The organism is Mesorhizobium sp. WSM2561, assembly GCF_000513915.1.
GTDB lineage: Bacteria > Pseudomonadota > Alphaproteobacteria > Rhizobiales > Rhizobiaceae > Mesorhizobium > Mesorhizobium muleiense.
On the sequence record NZ_AZUX01000007.1, the window covers coordinates 217298 to 234264 of the forward strand.

Annotated in this window: 17 protein-coding genes and 1 tRNA gene; 10 read left to right on the forward strand and 8 right to left on the reverse strand. The window is 61.9% G+C overall.

Annotated elements, in window-relative coordinates:
* Positions 1-56 precede the first annotated feature (56 nt).
* Both M727_RS0111395 and M727_RS0111400 read left to right on the forward strand, forming a co-directional pair.
* Positions 57-278, forward strand: coding sequence for an AbrB/MazE/SpoVT family DNA-binding domain-containing protein (locus M727_RS0111395; RefSeq protein WP_027152798.1), 222 nt, complete (start codon positions 57-59; stop codon positions 276-278).
* Positions 275-664 carry a type II toxin-antitoxin system death-on-curing family toxin gene (locus M727_RS0111400; protein WP_027152799.1) on the forward strand — a complete coding sequence of 130 codons (390 nt, stop codon included), beginning with the start codon at positions 275-277 and terminating at the stop codon, positions 662-664. The genes M727_RS0111395 and M727_RS0111400 overlap by 4 nt, the downstream gene beginning before the upstream one ends.
* 122 nt (positions 665-786) lie before the next feature.
* Here the strand turns inward: M727_RS0111400 and greA are convergent, their stop codons facing one another.
* The 3 genes from greA to M727_RS0111415 all read right to left on the reverse strand — a co-directional run bounded on the left by greA (position 787) and on the right by M727_RS0111415 (position 3733).
* On the reverse strand, positions 787-1260 hold the full coding sequence (greA, locus tag M727_RS0111405) for a transcription elongation factor GreA (RefSeq protein WP_023800852.1): 474 nt from the start codon (positions 1258-1260) through the stop codon (positions 787-789).
* A gap of 168 nt (positions 1261-1428) precedes the next feature.
* Positions 1429-2433, reverse strand: coding sequence for an asparaginase (locus M727_RS0111410; RefSeq protein ID WP_027152800.1), 1005 nt, complete (start codon positions 2431-2433; stop codon positions 1429-1431).
* 133 nt (positions 2434-2566) lie between these two features.
* On the reverse strand, positions 2567-3733 hold the full coding sequence (locus tag M727_RS0111415) for an acetyl-CoA acetyltransferase (protein ID WP_023800854.1): 1167 nt from the start codon (positions 3731-3733) through the stop codon (positions 2567-2569).
* Between the two features lie 225 nt (positions 3734-3958).
* Here M727_RS0111415 and betI point away from each other — a divergent pair, with 225 nt between their 5' ends.
* From betI to betB, 5 genes are all read left to right on the forward strand, one after another.
* Positions 3959-4549: a transcriptional regulator BetI gene (betI, locus tag M727_RS0111420; protein WP_027152801.1), complete on the forward strand. Its 591-nt coding sequence runs from the start codon at positions 3959-3961 to the stop codon at positions 4547-4549.
* The gene (gene betC, locus M727_RS0111425; protein ID WP_027152802.1) at positions 4546-6075 is read left to right on the forward strand and encodes a choline-sulfatase; all 1530 of its coding nucleotides are present in this window, start codon (positions 4546-4548) and stop codon (positions 6073-6075) included. Before betI ends, betC begins: the two co-directional genes overlap by 4 nt.
* Positions 6072-7079 (forward strand): threonine/serine dehydratase, encoded by a 1008-nt coding sequence (locus tag M727_RS0111430; protein ID WP_027152803.1) that lies wholly within the window; start codon positions 6072-6074, stop codon positions 7077-7079. Before betC ends, M727_RS0111430 begins: the two co-directional genes overlap by 4 nt.
* Before the next feature lie 3 nt (positions 7080-7082).
* Positions 7083-8735: a choline dehydrogenase gene (gene betA / locus M727_RS0111435; protein ID WP_027152804.1), complete on the forward strand. Its 1653-nt coding sequence runs from the start codon at positions 7083-7085 to the stop codon at positions 8733-8735.
* Between the two features lie 164 nt (positions 8736-8899).
* A complete protein-coding gene (gene betB, locus M727_RS0111440; RefSeq protein ID WP_027152805.1) occupies positions 8900-10363 on the forward strand; it encodes a betaine-aldehyde dehydrogenase in 1464 nt (487 codons plus the stop codon).
* A gap of 41 nt (positions 10364-10404) precedes the next feature.
* Here betB and M727_RS0111445 read toward each other — a convergent pair whose 3' ends face one another.
* The gene (locus tag M727_RS0111445) at positions 10405-11925 is read right to left on the reverse strand and encodes a phosphomannomutase/phosphoglucomutase (protein WP_027152806.1); all 1521 of its coding nucleotides are present in this window, start codon (positions 11923-11925) and stop codon (positions 10405-10407) included.
* Between the two features lie 203 nt (positions 11926-12128).
* Here M727_RS0111445 and M727_RS0111450 point away from each other — a divergent pair.
* Positions 12129-12205, forward strand: a tRNA-Pro gene (locus tag M727_RS0111450).
* 224 nt (positions 12206-12429) lie between these two features.
* Here M727_RS0111450 and M727_RS0111455 read toward each other — a convergent pair.
* From M727_RS0111455 to M727_RS0111470, 4 genes are all read right to left on the reverse strand, one after another.
* Entirely contained in the window at positions 12430-12681 is a 252-nt protein-coding gene (locus tag M727_RS0111455) for a hypothetical protein (RefSeq protein WP_156941518.1), read from the reverse strand.
* Positions 12682-12829: 148 nt separating this feature from the next.
* A complete protein-coding gene (locus M727_RS0111460) occupies positions 12830-13117 on the reverse strand; it encodes a hypothetical protein (RefSeq protein ID WP_027152808.1) in 288 nt (95 codons plus the stop codon).
* Positions 13118-13479: 362 nt separating this feature from the next.
* Positions 13480-13758 carry a hypothetical protein gene (locus tag M727_RS41455; RefSeq protein ID WP_143747790.1) on the reverse strand — a complete coding sequence of 93 codons (279 nt, stop codon included), beginning with the start codon at positions 13756-13758 and terminating at the stop codon, positions 13480-13482.
* A 107-nt stretch (positions 13759-13865) separates the two neighbouring features.
* Positions 13866-14954: a hypothetical protein gene (locus M727_RS0111470; protein WP_156941519.1), complete on the reverse strand. Its 1089-nt coding sequence runs from the start codon at positions 14952-14954 to the stop codon at positions 13866-13868.
* 372 nt (positions 14955-15326) lie between these two features.
* On the opposite strand from M727_RS0111470, the gene M727_RS0111475 reads away from it, so the two are divergent.
* Positions 15327-16133 carry a methyltransferase domain-containing protein gene (locus M727_RS0111475; protein ID WP_027152810.1) on the forward strand — a complete coding sequence of 269 codons (807 nt, stop codon included), beginning with the start codon at positions 15327-15329 and terminating at the stop codon, positions 16131-16133.
* Between the two features lie 383 nt (positions 16134-16516).
* The coding region (locus tag M727_RS0111480; RefSeq protein WP_245268526.1) for an aminopeptidase at positions 16517-16967 on the forward strand (451 nt) is incomplete at its 3' end.

The window sequence follows — 16967 nt, forward strand, 5'->3', positions numbered from 1 at the left end:
TGTTGCAACGACCAACAATTTGAGTTATAATTGGCGTTGCAACAAGGGTTGAATCCATGAACACGACCATTCGCAAAATCGGCAATTCCGAAGGCGTGATCCTGCCCAAGGAAATTCTCGATCACCTGAATCTGAAGGCCGGCGATCAGCTTGAGATCGTCGAAACGAGCAAGGGCATCGCCCTTCGGCCAGTGGACGACAGCTTCGGGCGGCAGATGGAAGCTGCTCGCCAAGTCATGGACAAATACAAAGTCGCGCTTCAGAAGCTCGCCGAATGAGTTGGGAGTTCCTGAGCCGGCGTGCGGTCGAAGCCATGCACGCCGAGCAGTTGCGTCGGCACGGCGGAGCGCACGGTTTGAGGGATGAGAATGCCCTCGAATCGGCGCTCGCCCGAGCCGAGAACAAGGCGAACTATGGTGATCCATCGATCGAGGATCTGGCGGCGGCCTATATCTTCGGCATCGCCAGAAATCACGCCTTTGTCGACGGCAACAAGCGCGCGGCCATCATCGCCGCCGGCGCGTTCCTGATTGTCAACGGCTATGTGCTGACGGCCGACAACGGCACGATCTATGAGTTCGTCATGGGCGTCGCCGCCGGCGAAATCGACGAGGCGGGTGCTGCGGCGTTCTTCCGCGACCATGTCGTCAAGGTCGAGGGCTAATGTGCGTCGCGTTCGGGATGGATTCCCGCGACGCGCTTTAAGTTCTCGTTTTTATGCAGTCGCTATCGCAAAACCGCTGCGCACCCTCGGGTCAGGCCCGCATGCTTTTGGGGCGACATGCATTAGCTGTCGGAGAGCTTCACAATCTCCCACTCCCTGCCGTTCACCACGGCAATTTCGCCGACCTTCTTGCCGAACAAGGCCAAGGCCATCGGTGAAACATGGGAAATCGTCCCCTTGGCCGGATCGGCCTCATCCTCGCCGACAATCCTCCAGTGCACCTTCCTGCCGTCCTCGCCTTCCAGCGTGACGCCCATGCCGAAGCGAACCAGGTCGCTGCCCGGTTCCGGCACGGAAAGCTCGGCGCTTTCACGCCGCGCGGTCCAGTAGCGCAGGTCGCGCGAGATGAGCGCGATGCGCTCGCGGTCGGCCCTCTTTTCCGCTCTGCCCAGATCGTCGCGCAGGGCAGCCAGTTCGGCGTCGATCAGCGCCAGGCCGCGTTGCGTCACCAGATTGCGATGGTGGCTGATCGGCCGCTCGCCGATGCCGGCGATGGCGTTTTCGCTATCTTCTTCGCGCGTGAAGGCTCTGCTCATCAGTCGAGCTTATGCCTCGCGTGGCGACTCCACAAGCTATTGCCGGCAAACCGGATCTGCCGATCCGGCGTGACACGATTCCTGCGGCGCGACGGCAGGACGCTGGGAATTTGTGTGGCTTTGCGCAACTGACCGTCGGACGCAATCATGCGAGCTGAATGCCCGTTCTCAGTCCAGCGCAGCAGTAGGGCGGAGTGAGCCGACCTTGGCGCCGATCCGGCTTTCTATGGGCGGATGTGCCTCTTCGATCAGTATCGCCGCCAGCGCCTTGTCGGCGTGCAAAAACCTGGCCAGCACGGCCGCGACCGTGACTTCAGCGGCGCGGCCGGCGCCATCATCGCATTTCAGCGCAATGCCAAGGCCAAGCTCGGGAAGTGCCGCGCAATAGACGCCTTCGGCCCCTCCCTTCACAAAAATCCGGCCTGACGCGGCCTGCATCAGCGCAACATCAGCCCTGCCCGTGCCGGCGACCAGAAATGGCTCGGCCATGCAGGCGGAAAGCAGCCGCTTTGCGGCCTTGGCGCGCACGGGTTCAAAGCCGGCACCGGTCGCCATGCGGGCAAAGCCGAGGGCGAAGCTGCGCAGCGGCACGGCATAGGTCGGGATCGAGCAGCCGTCGGTGCCGCAATGATCGACATCATGGGCGGCACCGGTCACCGCTTGCATCGCATCGCGCACCATCTCCTGCGAGGCATGGCCGGATTTGACGTAGCCGCGATGGGCGACGCCGGCGTGGACGCAGGTGCAGAGGAAGCCCGCATGCTTGCCGGAACAATTGTTGTGCAGCGCGTTTGGCAAATTGCCGTTGCTGGCCAGCGCAACGGTCGCGTCATGGCTGGACGGCCAATGCGCGCCGCATTCCAGCGCCGCCACGTCCAGCCCGGCCTTGGCCAGCATCGCCCGCGCCAGTTCGACATGCGCCGGCTCGCCGGAATGCGAAGCGCAGGCCAGCGCCAGTTCGCGGTCGCCGAAACCGTACGCATCGGCGGCGCCGCTTTCGACCAGCGGCAGCGCCTGGATCGCCTTGACCGCCGAGCGCGGGAACACCGGGCGAGCCGTATCGCCGATTTCCCAGACCGGCTTGCCATCGGCATCGAAGACCGCAATGGCGCCACGATGCGCGCTCTCGACCACGGCGCCGCGCAAAACTTCGACCAGAACCGGATTTGTCATGAATTCCCCGCTAACGCATGATCCTTTTCGAAAATCGGATTCGATTTTCGAAAAGGATCATGCGTAAAATCAAAGTGTTACAGCACCCTTTTCGCGTCCGGAAGGGCGCGCGGCGCTGTAATGCGGGCCGCTTTTATCTGATCCGATCGAGAATGGAAACGTAGTTGGCGACCGCGGCACCGCCCATGTTGAAGATGCCGCCGAGCTTTGCTCCGGGCACCTGGATGCCGCCGGCCTCGCCGACGAGCTGCATGGCGCTCAGCACGTGCATCGAGACGCCGGTGGCGCCGATCGGATGGCCCTTGGCCTTCAGCCCGCCTGACGGATTGACCGGCAACCGGCCGTCCTTCGCCGTCTCGCCGTCCAGCGCCAGTTTTGCGCCCTCGCCCGGTTTGGCCAGGCCCATCGCCTCATATTCGATCAGCTCGGCGATGGTGAAGCAGTCATGCGTCTCGACGAAGGACAGATCGTCGAGCGTCACACCGGCCTTGTTCAGCGCCTGATTCCACGCCTGCTCGCAACCCTCGAATGCCAGGATGTCACGCTTCGACATCGGCAGGAAGTCCTGCACATGCTCGTTGGCGCGGAAAGCGACGGCGCGGCGCATCTTCAATGCCGTCGCCGTGTCGGCAAGCACCAGCGCGGCGGCGCCGTCCGACACCAGCGAGCAGTCGGTACGCTTCAGGGGACCGGCGACGAAGGGGTTCTTCTCGCTCTCGTGCCGGCAGAACTCATAGCCGAAATCCTTGCGCATCTGCGCATAGGGATTGTCGACGCCGTTCCTGTGGTTCTTGGCGGCGATCATCGCCAGCGCGTCCGACTGGTCGCCATAGCGTTGGAAGTAGGCTTGGGCGATCTGGCCGAAAACGCCGGCGAAGCCTGCCGGCGTGTCGCCCTCCTCGGGCAGATAAGAGGCCTTGAGAAGATTCTTGCCGATTTCTGGACCTGATGTCGTCGTCATCTGCTCGGCGCCGACCACCAGCACGATGCGAGCCGCATTGGCGTCGATGGCGCGGATGCCTTGCCTGACCGCCGCCGAGCCGGTGGCGCAGGCGTTCTCGACGCGCGTCGCCGGCTTGAAGCGCAGCCGGTCATCGGCCTGCAGGACCAGGCTTGCGGTGAAATCCTGTGCGGAAAAGCCGGCATTGAAGTGGCCGAGCACGATCTCGTCGACCTCGTCCGGACCGATGCCGGCATGATCGAGCGCCTCGCTAGCCACCTTGGTGATGAGGCCCTCCAGTGTCTCGCCTTCGAGCTTGCCGAAGCGCGAATGCGCCCAGCCGACGATGCATGCTGTCATGGTTATCTCCATCCCTGCGGGCCGGGCTACGCGATGTGGCGGCGCGCTATCAACATTGTTCAAGAATGAACCGTTCCAGCGACTTCGTAAAGGGGCCAGAACCACACAACCACTTGATCTTGATATCTGGTCACGGCAGCTGACATTTGCCACAAAATCGCGTCAGATTTTTGTTGATTGATCCGTCAATAAAAAATAATCTTGCCACAACGGACCGGAGCAAAGATGCCGAAAATCGGAATGGAGCCGCTGCGCCGCAGGGCGCTGATCGACGCGACGATCTCGGCGATCGGCGAGCGCGGTTCGCTTGATGTGACGATGTCGGAAATCGCCGGGCGCGCCGGGGTGTCCTCGGCGCTCGCCCATCACTATTTCGGCGCCAAGGACGAACTTTTGCTGGCGACGATGCGGCACATCCTGGCCGAGTTGACCGCCGACACGCGGCGCGCGCTTCGATCGGCCAGCACGGCACGCCAGCGCGTTTCGGCCGTGGTCGCGGTCAATTTCTCCGCCGTCCAGTTCCAGCCGGAAACGATAGCCGCCTGGCTCGCCTTCTATGTCGAGGCGCAGAAATCGCCAGCGGTGCGCCGGCTGCTCAAGGTCTATGCGCGGCGCCTGCATTCCAATCTGTTGAGCGGGCTGACCGGCATCCTGCCGAGAAGCGAAGCCGACCGTGTCGCCGAGGCGACAGCGGCGCTGATCGACGGGCTCTACATCAGGCGCGCGCTGAAGGACGGGGTGCCCAATGCCGCGACCGCGATCGCGCTGATCGAGGACTATCTCGAAACGAAACTCGGCCGGCGGAGCGCGCAGTGACGTCGAAGCGACCCAATTTTCTGATCGTCATGGTCGATCAGCTCAACGGCACATTGTTCCCGGATGGGCCGGCGGACTTCCTGCATGCGCCGCATCTGAAGGCGCTGGCGGCTCGTTCGGCGCGCTTCAAGAACAATTACACCGCCTCGCCGCTCTGCGCGCCGGGCCGTGCGGCGTTCATGAGCGGCCAGTTGCCGTCGCGCACCGAGGTGTATGACAATGCCGCCGAATTCGCCTCTTCGATCCCGACCTATGCGCATCACCTGCGCGCCGCCGGCTACCACACCTGCCTGTCCGGCAAGATGCATTTCGTCGGGCCGGATCAGTTGCATGGCTTCGAGGAGCGGCTGACCACCGACATCTATCCGGCCGATTTCGGTTGGACGCCGGATTATCGCAAGCCCGGCGAGCGGATCGACTGGTGGTATCACAATCTCGGCTCGGTGACCGGCGCCGGCGTCGCCGAGATCACCAACCAGATGGAATATGACGACGAGGTCGCCTTTCACGCGGTGCAGAAGCTTTATGATTTCGCCCGCGTCTCGGACGATGCCGCGCGCCGGCCGTGGTGCCTGACCGTCTCCTTCACCCATCCGCACGACCCGTACGTCGCGCGCCGGCGCTATTGGGATCTCTACGAGGATTGCCCGGCGCTCGAGCCGGAAGTCGGCTTCATCCCCTATGACGAACAGGATCCGCATTCGCAGCGGCTTTACCGCGCCAGCGACTATGACAGTTTCGACATCACCGGCGAGCAGATCCGCCGCGCGCGGCGCGGCTATTTCGCCAGCATCTCCTATCTCGACGACAAGGTCGGCGAACTGCTGTCGGTGCTCGAGCGCACGCGGATGCTCGACGACACGATCATCCTGTTCTGCTCCGATCATGGCGACATGCTCGGCGAGCGCGGCTTGTGGTTCAAGATGTGCTTTTTCGAGGGCTCGGCGCGGGTGCCGCTGATGATCGCCGGAAAAGACATTTCGGCCATCCTGATCGACGCGCCGGTTTCCAATCTCGACGTCGTGCCGACGCTTTGCGACCTCGCCGGCATCGACATGAGCGCGATTGCGCCATGGACCGACGGCCAGTCGCTGCTGCCGCTGCTCGACGGCAAGACGCGCGCTGAACCTGTGCTGATGGAATATGCGGCCGAAGGCTCCAATGCGCCGTTGGTGGCGATCTGCGAGGGCCGTTACAAATTCATCCATTGCGAGATCGATCCGCCGCAACTGTTTGATCTTGAATCGGATCCGCGGGAATTGACCAACCTCGCCGCCGACCCGGCGCACGCGGCTTTGGTGGCTTCTTTCACCGATAAGGTCCGGGCGCGCTGGGACATGGCTGCCTTCGATGCCGCCGTGCGCGTCAGCCAGGCGCGCCGCTGGGTGGTCTATCCGGCGCTGCGCAACGGCACGCATTACCCCTGGGAATTCCAGCCGCTGCAGAAGGCCTCGGAACGTTACATGCGCAACCACATGAACCTCGACCTGCTCGAAGAGCAGAAGCGCTTTCCGCGAGGCGAATGATGACAACCCTTGTCCCCTCCCTCGATCACCTCAAACAGGCCTATGCCGTCACCGCCAAGGCGACGCAGATCACGCCGCTGCTGGAATCGGCGGCCTTGGCCAGAGAGACCGGCGCCTTGCGCGTCTTCGTCAAGCCGGAGTCGCTGCAATGGGCGGGTTCCTTCAAGGTGCGCGGCGCCTATTGGCGGCTGAAGCGGCTTTCGCACGATGAAGCCAGGAAGGGCGTCGTCGCCTATTCCTCCGGCAATTTTGCGCAAGGGCTGGCCGCCGCCGGCCAGGCGCTGGGCATTCCAGTGACCATCGTCATGCCGATCGACGCGCCGGCCGCCAAGCGCGACGCAACGACCGGCTATGGCGCGCGCGTGGTGCTGACCGACCATGGCGAGCGCGCGCGTGAGGAGGTTGCCGCCGCCACAGCGCGAGAGATCGCCGAGACCGAGGGGCTGGCGCTGCTGCATCCGTTCGATGACCCCGAGATCGTCGCCGGCCAGGCTGGTGCCGGGCTGGAGGCACTCGAGCAACTCGATGCCAGGAATGCCAGCGCCGATCTGTTGTTCTGCGCGGTCGGCGGCGGCGGGCTGATCGGCGGCGTTTCGCTGGCTTTCCATTATCTGTCGCCGGTGACCGAGATCATTGGCGTCGAGCCGGAAGGTTTCAACGGCATGGGCGCGTCGCTGGCGCATGGCGTCATCGAAACCATGCCGATCGGGCCGAAATCGATATGCGACGGGCTGATGGCGCGCAGGCCCGGCGACGCACCGTTCGCGGCGGTCCGGACCGCCGGCGTTCGCGGCATCACCGTCGACGATCAGTCGGTGCGCGGCGCGATGCGCGTCGCCTTCGAATGGTTGAAGCTGGTGCTGGAACCTTCGGGCGCTGCATCGCTGGCGGCGCTGCTCGGCGGCAAGGTGGATGTGAGCGGCAAGAGCGTGCTCGTGGTGGCAACCGGCGGCAATGTCTCGCTCGCCGATTTCATGACGCATATGAACGATGGGCGCATATGAACCATGCTTGAGGCGGATTTCGTCATCATCGGCGCCGGCTCGGCCGGCTCGGCAATGGCCTACCGGCTGTCGGAGGATGGCAAATATTCGGTGATCGTCATCGAATTTGGCGGCAGCGACATCGGGCCGCTGATCCAGATGCCGTCGGCGCTGTCGATCCCGCTCAATATGAGCCTCTACGACTGGGGTTTTGCCAGCGAGCCGGAGCCGCATCTCGGCGGCCGTGTGCTGGCGACGCCGCGCGGCAAGGTCATCGGCGGCTCGTCGTCGATCAACGGCATGGTCTATGTACGCGGTCACGCCCGCGATTTCGACCATTGGGCAGAACAGGGCGCGGCTGGCTGGGGGTTTGCCGACGTGCTCCCCTACTTCAAGCGCATGGAGGACGCCAACGGCGGCGAGAATGGCTGGCGCGGCCACGGCGGCCCACTGACCGTGCAGCGCGGCTCAAGGACGAATCCACTCTACGGCGCCTTCGTCGAGGCAGGCCGTCAGGCCGGCTTCGAGCTGACCGACGACTACAACGGCGCGAAGCAGGAAGGCTTTGGTCCGATGGAGCAGACCATTCGCGGCGGCCGCCGCTGGTCGGCGGCGAGTGCCTATCTCAGGCCGGCGCTGAGGCGGAAAAATGTAAGCCTGGTCAAGGGCTTCGCCCGACGGGTGATCATCGAGAATCAACGCGCCACCGGTGTCGAGATCGAAGTGCGCAGACGGATTCAGGTGATCAAGGCGCGACGTGAAGTGATCGTTGCCGCCTCCTCGATCAATTCGCCCAAGATCCTGATGCTGTCCGGCATCGGCCCGGCCCAACATCTGAGGGAATACGGCATTCCGGTGATCGCCGACCGGCCCGGCGTGGGCCGCAACCTGCAGGACCATATGGAACTCTACATCCAGCAGGAATCGACGCAGCCGATCACGCTGAATTCGGTGCTGAACCCGTTCTCCAAGGCGCTGATCGGCGCGCAATGGCTGTTCTTCAAATCGGGCCTCGGCGCAACCAACCATTTCGAGGCGGCCGCCTTCGTGCGCTCGCGCGCCGGCGTCGACTATCCCGACATCCAGTATCATTTCATCCCGGCGGCGGTCCGCTATGACGGCAAGGCGGCGGCGAAAGCGCACGGTTTCCAGGCGCATGTCGGGCCGATGCGATCGAAGTCGCGCGGTTCCGTCACGCTGCGCTCGCCCGATCCCGGATCGAAGCCGGTGATCCGCTTCAACTACATGTCGCATCCGGACGACTGGATCGAGTTCCGCCACTGCATCCGGCTGACGCGCGAGATCTTCGGCCAGTCGGCCTTCGACTCTTATCGCGGCAAGGAGATCTCGCCGGGCTCGCAGGTGCAGTCGGACGACGATCTCGATGCCTTCATCCGCGATCACGCCGAAAGCGCGTACCACCCCTGCGGCACTTGCAAGATGGGCCGCAAGGATGATCCGATGAGCGTCGTCGATCCGCAATGCCGTGTCATCGGCGTCGACGGGCTGCGGATCGCCGATTCTTCGATCTTCCCGCGCGTCACCAACGGCAATCTGAACGCGCCGTCGATCATGACCGGCGAAAAGGCCGCCGACCACATTCTCGGCCGCACGCCGCTGGCGCCGTCCAACCAGGAACCATGGATCAATCCGCGCTGGCAGGTGTCGGATCGATAGAACGACGTAGCGTCCATTCGGACGCACAAGCGCTCTATCGCTTTTTTCGTCCTCGCATCGTGCTTTCCGAAAATCGATATCCGATTTTCGGGCCGATGCGATAAGCGATGATCCGGCGGTGTCTGCCCGCCGGGCCCATCGAAAGACAATTTGGAGAAGATCCCATGCGCGCCCAGCCAAAGGCATCGCACTATGTCAACGGACGCTACATCGACGATGAGCAAGGTGCGCCGCTGCCGGTCATCTATCCGGCAACCGGCGAGACCATCGCGATGCTGCGTTCGGCGACGCCGAACGTGCTTGAACTGGCGATCGAAGCAGCGCGTGCAGCACAACCGGCCTGGGCGCGGCTGAAGCCGGTCGAGCGCGGGCGCATCCTGCGCCGCGCCGCCGACATATTGCGCGTGCGCAACGCCGACCTGGCGCGCATCGAGACGCTGGATACCGGCAAGGCGATCCAGGAGACGCTGGTGGCGGACGCGCCATCGGCAGCCGACTGCCTCGAATATTTCGGCGGCGCGGTCGCTGCCTATAATGGCGAGTCCGTCGATCTCGGCGGCGCCTTTGCCTATACAAGGCGTGAGGCGCTGGGCGTCTGCGTCGGCATCGGCGCCTGGAACTACCCGATCCAGATCGCCGGCTGGAAATCGGCGCCGGCACTCGCCATGGGCAACGCCATGGTGTTCAAGCCGTCGGAGAATACGCCGCTGTCGGCGCTGGCGCTCGCCGAAATCTACACCGAGGCCGGCCTGCCCGACGGCCTGTTCAACGTCGTGCAAGGCTATGGCGATGTTGGCGCCGGCCTCGTCGGCCACGATGTCGTCGCCAAGGTCTCGGTGACCGGTTCGGTGCCGACCGGCCGCAAGGTGCTGTCGCTCGCCGGCTCGAAGATGAAGCATGCCACCATGGAGCTTGGCGGCAAGTCGCCGCTGATCATCTTCGACGATGCCGATCTCGAAAATGCCATCGGCGGCGCCATGCTCGGCAATTTCTATTCGACCGGCCAGATCTGCTCCAACGGCACGCGGGTGTTCGTGCAGAAGGGCATCCACGACCGTTTCGTCGAACGGCTGGTCGAGCGGACCAAGAAAATCCGTATCGGCGATCCGCTCGACCAGGAAACGCAGATGGGACCGCTGGTCTCCAAGGCCCAGCACGAGAAGGTCATCGGCTATATCGAGACCGGCAAGCAGGATGGCGCTGTGCTCGCCTGCGGCGGCAATGTACCTTCGCTGCAAGGTTTCCAGGGCGGCTTCTTCGTCGAGCCGACGGTCTTCACCGGCGTCACTGACACGATGCGCATCGCGCGCGAGGAGATTTTCGGGCCTGTCATGAGCGTGCTGAAATTCGACGGTGAGGACGAGGTGATCGACCGCGCCAACGATACCGAATTTGGCCTTGCCGCCGGCGTGTTCACGCGCGACCTGCCGCGCGCCCACCGCGTCATCGCCGAGCTGCAGGTCGGCACCTGCTGGATCAACGCCTACAACCTGACGCCCGTCGAAATTCCCTTCGGCGGCTTCAAACAATCGGGAATCGGGCGAGAAAACTCGCTTGCCGCGTTGGCACTCTATTCGCAGTTGAAGTCGGTCTATGTCGAGACCGGCGACGTCGCGAGCCCCTATTGAGGCTCACCGGCGCCGCCGACCAGAGACCTTAGCCAGAGAACTTAGAAGGTCTGGTTGTAGGCGCCGACCTCAGGGCTGCGGCGCAGCACCGCATCGACGGCTTCGAACATCTGCCGGCGCCGCTCGGATGACACCGGGCTCTCCACCACGACGACAAGCTCCGGCTTGTTCGACGACGCCCGCACCAGGCCCCAGGTGCCGTCCTCGGCAACGACGCGAACGCCATTGACGGTGATCAGCTCAGCGATCTTCTGGCCGGCGAAGATGGCGCCGTCATGTTTCATGGCTTGAAAGTCGGAAACGACCCGCTCGACCACGCCATATTTCAGCTCGTCGGCGCAGTGCGGCGACATGGTCGGCGTGCCGAAGGTCAGCGGCAGGTCGCGATAGAGATCGGCCATGCTGCTTTTGGGGCTGCGATCCAGCATCTCGCAGATGGCGATGGCTGTGATCAGACCATCATCATAGCCGCGCCCGATCGGCGGGTTGAAGAAGAAATGACCGGATTTCTCGAAACCGGCGATGGCGCCAAGCTCGGCGACGCGCCGTTTTATGTAGGAGTGGCCGGTCTTCCAATAATCGGTGACGGCGCCATCGGCGCGCAGCGCGGCGTCGGTATTGAACAATCCGGTCGACTTGACGTCGACGACGAAGGTCGAGCCTGGATGCAGGCGCGCAATGTCGCGCGCGAGCATGACGCCGACCTTGTCGGCGAAGATCTCGTTGCCTTCATTGTCGACCACGCCGCAGCGGTCGCCATCGCCGTCGAAGCCAAGCCCGACATCTGCTCCTGTCTCCAGCACCTTGTCGCGGATCGCGTGCAGCATCTTCATGTCTTCGGGATTGGGGTTGTAATTCGGAAACCTATGATCGAGCTCGACATCGAGCGGGATCACCTCGCAGCCGATCCGTTCCAGCGCTTCAGGTGCAAAAGCGCCGGCAGTGCCGTTGCCGCAGGCGGCGACCACCTTGAGCTTTCTCGCTATGCGCTTGTCGCGGGTCAGGTCGTCGAGATAGATCTTGCGGAAATCCGCAACGAAGTCATAGGAGCCGCCGCCGACCAGGTCGAAGTCGCCGGCAAGCACGATCGTCTTCAATGCGCTCATTTCCTCCGGACCGAAGGTCAAGGGCCGCGCCGCCCCCATCTTGACGCCGCTCCAGCCGTTCTCGTTGTGCGAGGCGGTGACCATGGCGACAGACGGCGTGTCGAGCGCGAACTGGGCGAAATAAGCCATCGGCGACAGCGCCAGCCCGATATCCCTAACCCGCGCCCCGGCGGCCATCAGCCCGGAAACCAGCGCCAGCTTGATCGCCAGCGAATAGGAACGGAAATCATGCCCGGTCACGATATCCGGCCCGGCGCCCAGGCGCCGGATCAGCGTGCCGAGCCCCATGCCGAGCACCTGGACACCGATCAGGTTGAGCTCCGGCGGCTCGGCAGAGCCCGGATGGCCGAACCACCAGCGCGCATCATACTCACGAAAGCCGGACGCCTTGATCAGCGCCGAGGTTTCAAACTCGAAGGTGTTGGGAACGGCTTCACTAACGATCTTCAGGGACAAGACAGCAACTCCAAGCGGCTGGATTCAGAGTGGTTTCAACGCAGGTGGCCATGCCTATAACACGAGCCTTTAAGCGGTGTTTATCCCGCAGGGAACTGAAACCTGTATGACGTTAGAGCGAAACGGCAAGAAATGCGACAGAAGCGCTGCCATTGGCGCTTGCAGGAACGAAGTACGGCGGCTATAAGCCCGCGGTCTGGTCACGGAGTGTAGCGCAGCCTGGTAGCGCACATCGTTCGGGACGATGGGGTCGCAGGTTCAAATCCTGCCACTCCGACCAGAAAAAACAATGGGTTAGGCAACCCGAAGACTGCCTGCCCCACAGATATCCCCCACAGAAAAAAATGGAAAAGCATCTAGGCCGCTCGATGGGGCTGGCAGACGCATAACTATTAGACTGCGACACGCTTTTGCTGCCATTTCACTCGCCAGCCCAGGTCGGCTGTTTCCGGCACATACCAAACCACTCGCGATTTTGCAGAATCTGAGGCCGCGCCATCTAACCTATGTCTGCTTCGCGCCAAACGTGTTCAATCGGCGATAGTTGTCGAATGACTTCACTCGGGGACGGAAGCGGAACGTCCGCTTTCGGGATGATGGGGCTAGAAAGCCGACCTTTTCATCCAGGGTAGTGCCGACCGCCTTGCGCCAGAAGCTGGCCTCCGTGATTTCATGTCCAAATATCGCGTTTTCAGAGTCGGATACCTGAAGAACGCCGTTGGCGAGGGTAGCGACGACATCGACAACGATGGACACAGCGAATTCGACATCGACACAGGGCGGCTTCGGCCGCCACGTTTGATGGCAACGGATGACGTTCAGGGCCCTGTAGCACGGCGGCGACGAGCCCGACACGATGTCGCAGGCGAATCCACGCGACGGGCACCAAGGGCCGTCCCCGACTCTATGTTCCCTTCACGATTCTCGGCTTAATTGGTCGGCGGGATTGAGCCGCACTCTCAAGGGGCAAGGCCAGCCGCTTCTCGTCTTCGATGGCGCGATCGACTGCCTCGATTTCCTCTTGGAGCTCCTTTAGCTTGGCTCCGTAGCTGGAGCCGTCGCTGTCCCCGATCTGAAAGCCACTTGCCCGCATTGCGTCGCGGGTATGGTGCACGTTACGGACTCCTTCGCGTCGAGTCGCGACCAGGATTTCCCTGAACTCTCCAAGACGTTCAACGTGATTTCGAGTCATTGCGTTCTCCTATTTCGTCGTCATCGGCGCTGACGGCGATTCAGCACGGCTAAAACTTACGGCGCAGAAGGTTTAAGCGACTCTAAGAGATACGCTCGACAAAACATGAATGCGGAAGCTCAAATTTGACCGTCTTGCAATAAACTGGAGCGCGGGAGGAGGAAATTGGCTTGGGACCCGACCGATCACCGACCAGGTGCTAGACTCTTCGAGGGTCCGTTTCTGAGCGCACAGCGACGCTGGTCTCAATGTCCGATAAGGCTGCATTGCTGCTCGAGAGCATAGTGGGCCGTAAGCAGTCCGGCAGCTATCAGGAAGCGGCGCAACAAGCGGCCGTTCTGTTGACGGCCCCTTTTGCGGACTCAAAAGCAGGGTTCACAGACGAAGTGAGAACGATAGCGTGGGTCCTCTAACAGCGTGCCAAAGCCGAGAAGAAATGCTCCCTGTGCGAGCACAACTGCCACAGCCATGATGCCAACTCCTGAAGCCAGTTTGCAAGCCAAGCCGACCGATGAAGAAAAGCGCCAAGGGCGTATCAATGCAACGATTGCGGCTGATGCCAGCAGAATAAGCGCTGGAACGCCTAAGACCACAGCGTGCATCTCCAGCATAAGGGCGAACGGAGTATCCGCTTTTATCATCGGCTTAATCTCCCCTAAAACCTGAAGGCATTCAACATCGCGACTCCAATGACTGAAGCGTTAACATTCCACCATTTGTAACCTGCCATTGGCGCTGTGCGCGGGACTTAGGCTGCCGCGGATCGGACACCGCCGGCACCGACGAGTCGTCCAACGATCTTGCTCAGCGTTCGCAGCGTCCAGGCCAGCGGCGCCAGAACCATCCTCAGCAGAGAAGCCAGGACAAGACAGAGTATGAGGTAGGCTGCAAAGGCGCCGAGCCAAGCCGGGAGACCTGCTTGTTCGGCTATCCAACCGGCTGCGTTTGTCAGAAGGTGAGGTCGCGTGATCGCCACATAGGGAAGTGCGACGACGGCGGCGACACCGGCTGCGGTACCGACAGCGGAAAGCGATTGGAACGCACCTTTGCCCGCAGCCCTCAGATGTACTATCCGCATCGTTCCGCGACCAGCCGCAGCCACCGGTGCCCTCGCAACGCGCAATGCCTTGGCTGCGGCTCCCACGCCCCCGACAACGATTACCGCATCGAAGGCCGCCCAACCCATCTCGCCCCAAGTCGGAAGCCGCTCGCCGCGGGTGATCACCCCTTCCAGATCGGAAACGCCGCCCAGGACTATGTTCTTCGCACCAAGCAGTGTGCGGGTGAACTGTCTGCGGACTGCTGTTCCGTCAACGATCTCGAACTCCGACAGCATCTCATGCCCGCGATCCTTGAGCTCGTGAATGGCAATAAGCCCATATTGCTCCGGCGAAATCTGGGCGAGGCCGAATCCCATCTGCCGGTCCTCCCACAGGCTCGAGAGGCCCTGACCGACGGTTTCCTGCAACAAGTACTGCGACGATCCATTCTTCACGAAGTAAGCAATCACCGGCACGACCGGATGGCCGAGGCGGTCGAAAACCTCCACGAAATCCGCATCCTCGCCATAGACGAGGAACACTCTGGCTGCATCGTCGCCATATTTCGCCGCTGCCTCATGCCAGCCGAGCCCGCCTGCCGCGCAGGCTGCAAGAACCCATGGCCGAGCCTGCTCCACAGCTTTGCTGTTGAGCGGGCAACGGGTGTCGTCCTGGCGAACTTCCTCCGCCAGCGCGGCTCGCATGACGTCATCCTCGAAGTGATGGGGCTCCAGCCATTCCCATCTGAGCGTCAGGACGATCGCCACAACGAGTGAGGCTGCTAGCAGATATCTCATTCTCAAGGGGGCATCCTCCCGCAGTCATGTCATGCCAAGACGTGCCGAAGCTATCAGCCAATCCCGATGAAGCGATCGTTAGTTCTGGGATGTGGTGGAAATTTGCTGAAGGGTGGCCGACAGCGGACGTTCCGTTTTCCACCAAACCTCGCCGTTCATGGTCATTTTGGGGCCGGCAACGGAACGGCAGCTTTTGGCGTCCAGAATGCGAGTGGCGGACATCCAAACCGGTTGAGCTAAGGTTCCCGGATTGGCTCTAAGCGGCGGCTGGCAACTCTGATCGAGCGCGAGTGGGGCCTCACTAGACAGCGTCCCTTGACGCGAGCGGCAGATTGGGGTTCTTGCCGGGCCCCGCTGTGAAGGAGCCCACTGATGAACGATGTCGCTATCGAGAAGGAAAAGGGACGCGCTGCTTTCGGATTAGACCCAGCAGGTTATCACCAGGCTCGTCCGGATTATCCAGAATGGGTGTTTGAGATCCTGCGATCTCGTTGCGGCTTGGGCGAAGGAACTTCAACGTTTGAGATCGGTGCCGGGACAGGCAAGGCGACGCGCCGAATGCTGGAGAGTGGGGCAAATCCTCTGGTCGCGATAGAGCCGGATGCTCGCCTCGCAGGCTTTCTCGAAGAGAAGGCAGGATCACCGGCACTTCGCGTCGTCAACAGCGCCTTTGAAGATGCTGTGCTTGCGAGGTCATCATTTGACCTCGGGACAAGTGCAACCGCGTTTCACTGGGTCAACGAAGCTGATGCACTGCAGAGGATCGTCGATGCCCTTCGAGTAGGTGGGTGGTGGGCGCCATTCTGGAACATTTTTGGCGACCCCGACCGCGACGATCCATTCCACGAAGCAACGAAGGTCCTTCTCTCTGATGGTCCGGCGAACCCGTCAAACAGCGACTCATCCAATCTTGAGTTCGGTGCTGATAAGGTCGCGCGCTTGGCCGCTTTAGAAGCGGCGCAAGCGTTTGACATGATCGGCGTTCAGGCAAGCACCTGGTCGATAGAACTCGATCCAGATCAGACGATGCAACTCTATTCGAGCTACTCCAACGTAACGCTCCGTCCTGATCGAGAGCGCGTGATTGGCGAGATCGGGCGCATCGCGCAAGACGAATTTGGCGGGCGTGTTACTCGAAACATGACAACCATCCTCTATGTGGCCCGCAGAGCGGTTTGATCGTGGGGCTTAGATGGCCGCTTCTGGCGCGAAGCGGACGTTCAGAAGCGCTGCTCCTGGCCCCAAAGCGGAACGACAGCTTTTGGGAAGCCGCGAGAGTCACCTGAACGACAGAGATTAGGCGCATTGCGGACCAACAGCGGTGGGCCGTATGCGACCGGAAGCTTCAGGAGAAAAAGACCTCCTAGGCGGATAGTTCGCATGCCGCCGTGTCCGGCTTATAGCGGACATTCGGCAATTTGGCAGCGAATGATCACATTATGACAATCTTGCCGAAGACGAACGTCTAACCTAAACCTCATCGCAGGACATCAACCGAATTGGAGCCACTGTTTGGGACCGGGCGTAGTTGCGACGTTTGCCCTATCCGGACGTGTGAGCAAATGCCGTGGGCAACCGTGATGCGTGCATTTTTTCGTTCGGTTGCTGCGATGATCGTGATGTCCGGCCTGGCAGGTTGCACCAGCATTTCCTACTACGCACAATCCTTGAAGGGTCACGTGGAGATCATGGCGGCGCGCCAGGATGTCGNAGAGCTGATCGACGATCCTTCGANNCCTGGGACATTGCGCGCTCGAATGGCATCGGCGAGCGCCATCCGACAGTTTGCGATAGATGAACTAGCGCTGCCGGACAACAATAGCTACCGCAGCTATGTTAACGTTGGTCGGGACGCGGTGACATGGGCCATCTTCGCCGCGCCGGAATTCTCGCTGACGCCACGAACATGGTGCTTTCCGGTGTTCGGATGCGTTCCGTACCGAGGATACTTCTCCAAAAGGTCTGCGATTGAAACCGCTGTCGAACTTCAGAGACAGGGCCTGGACGTCTATG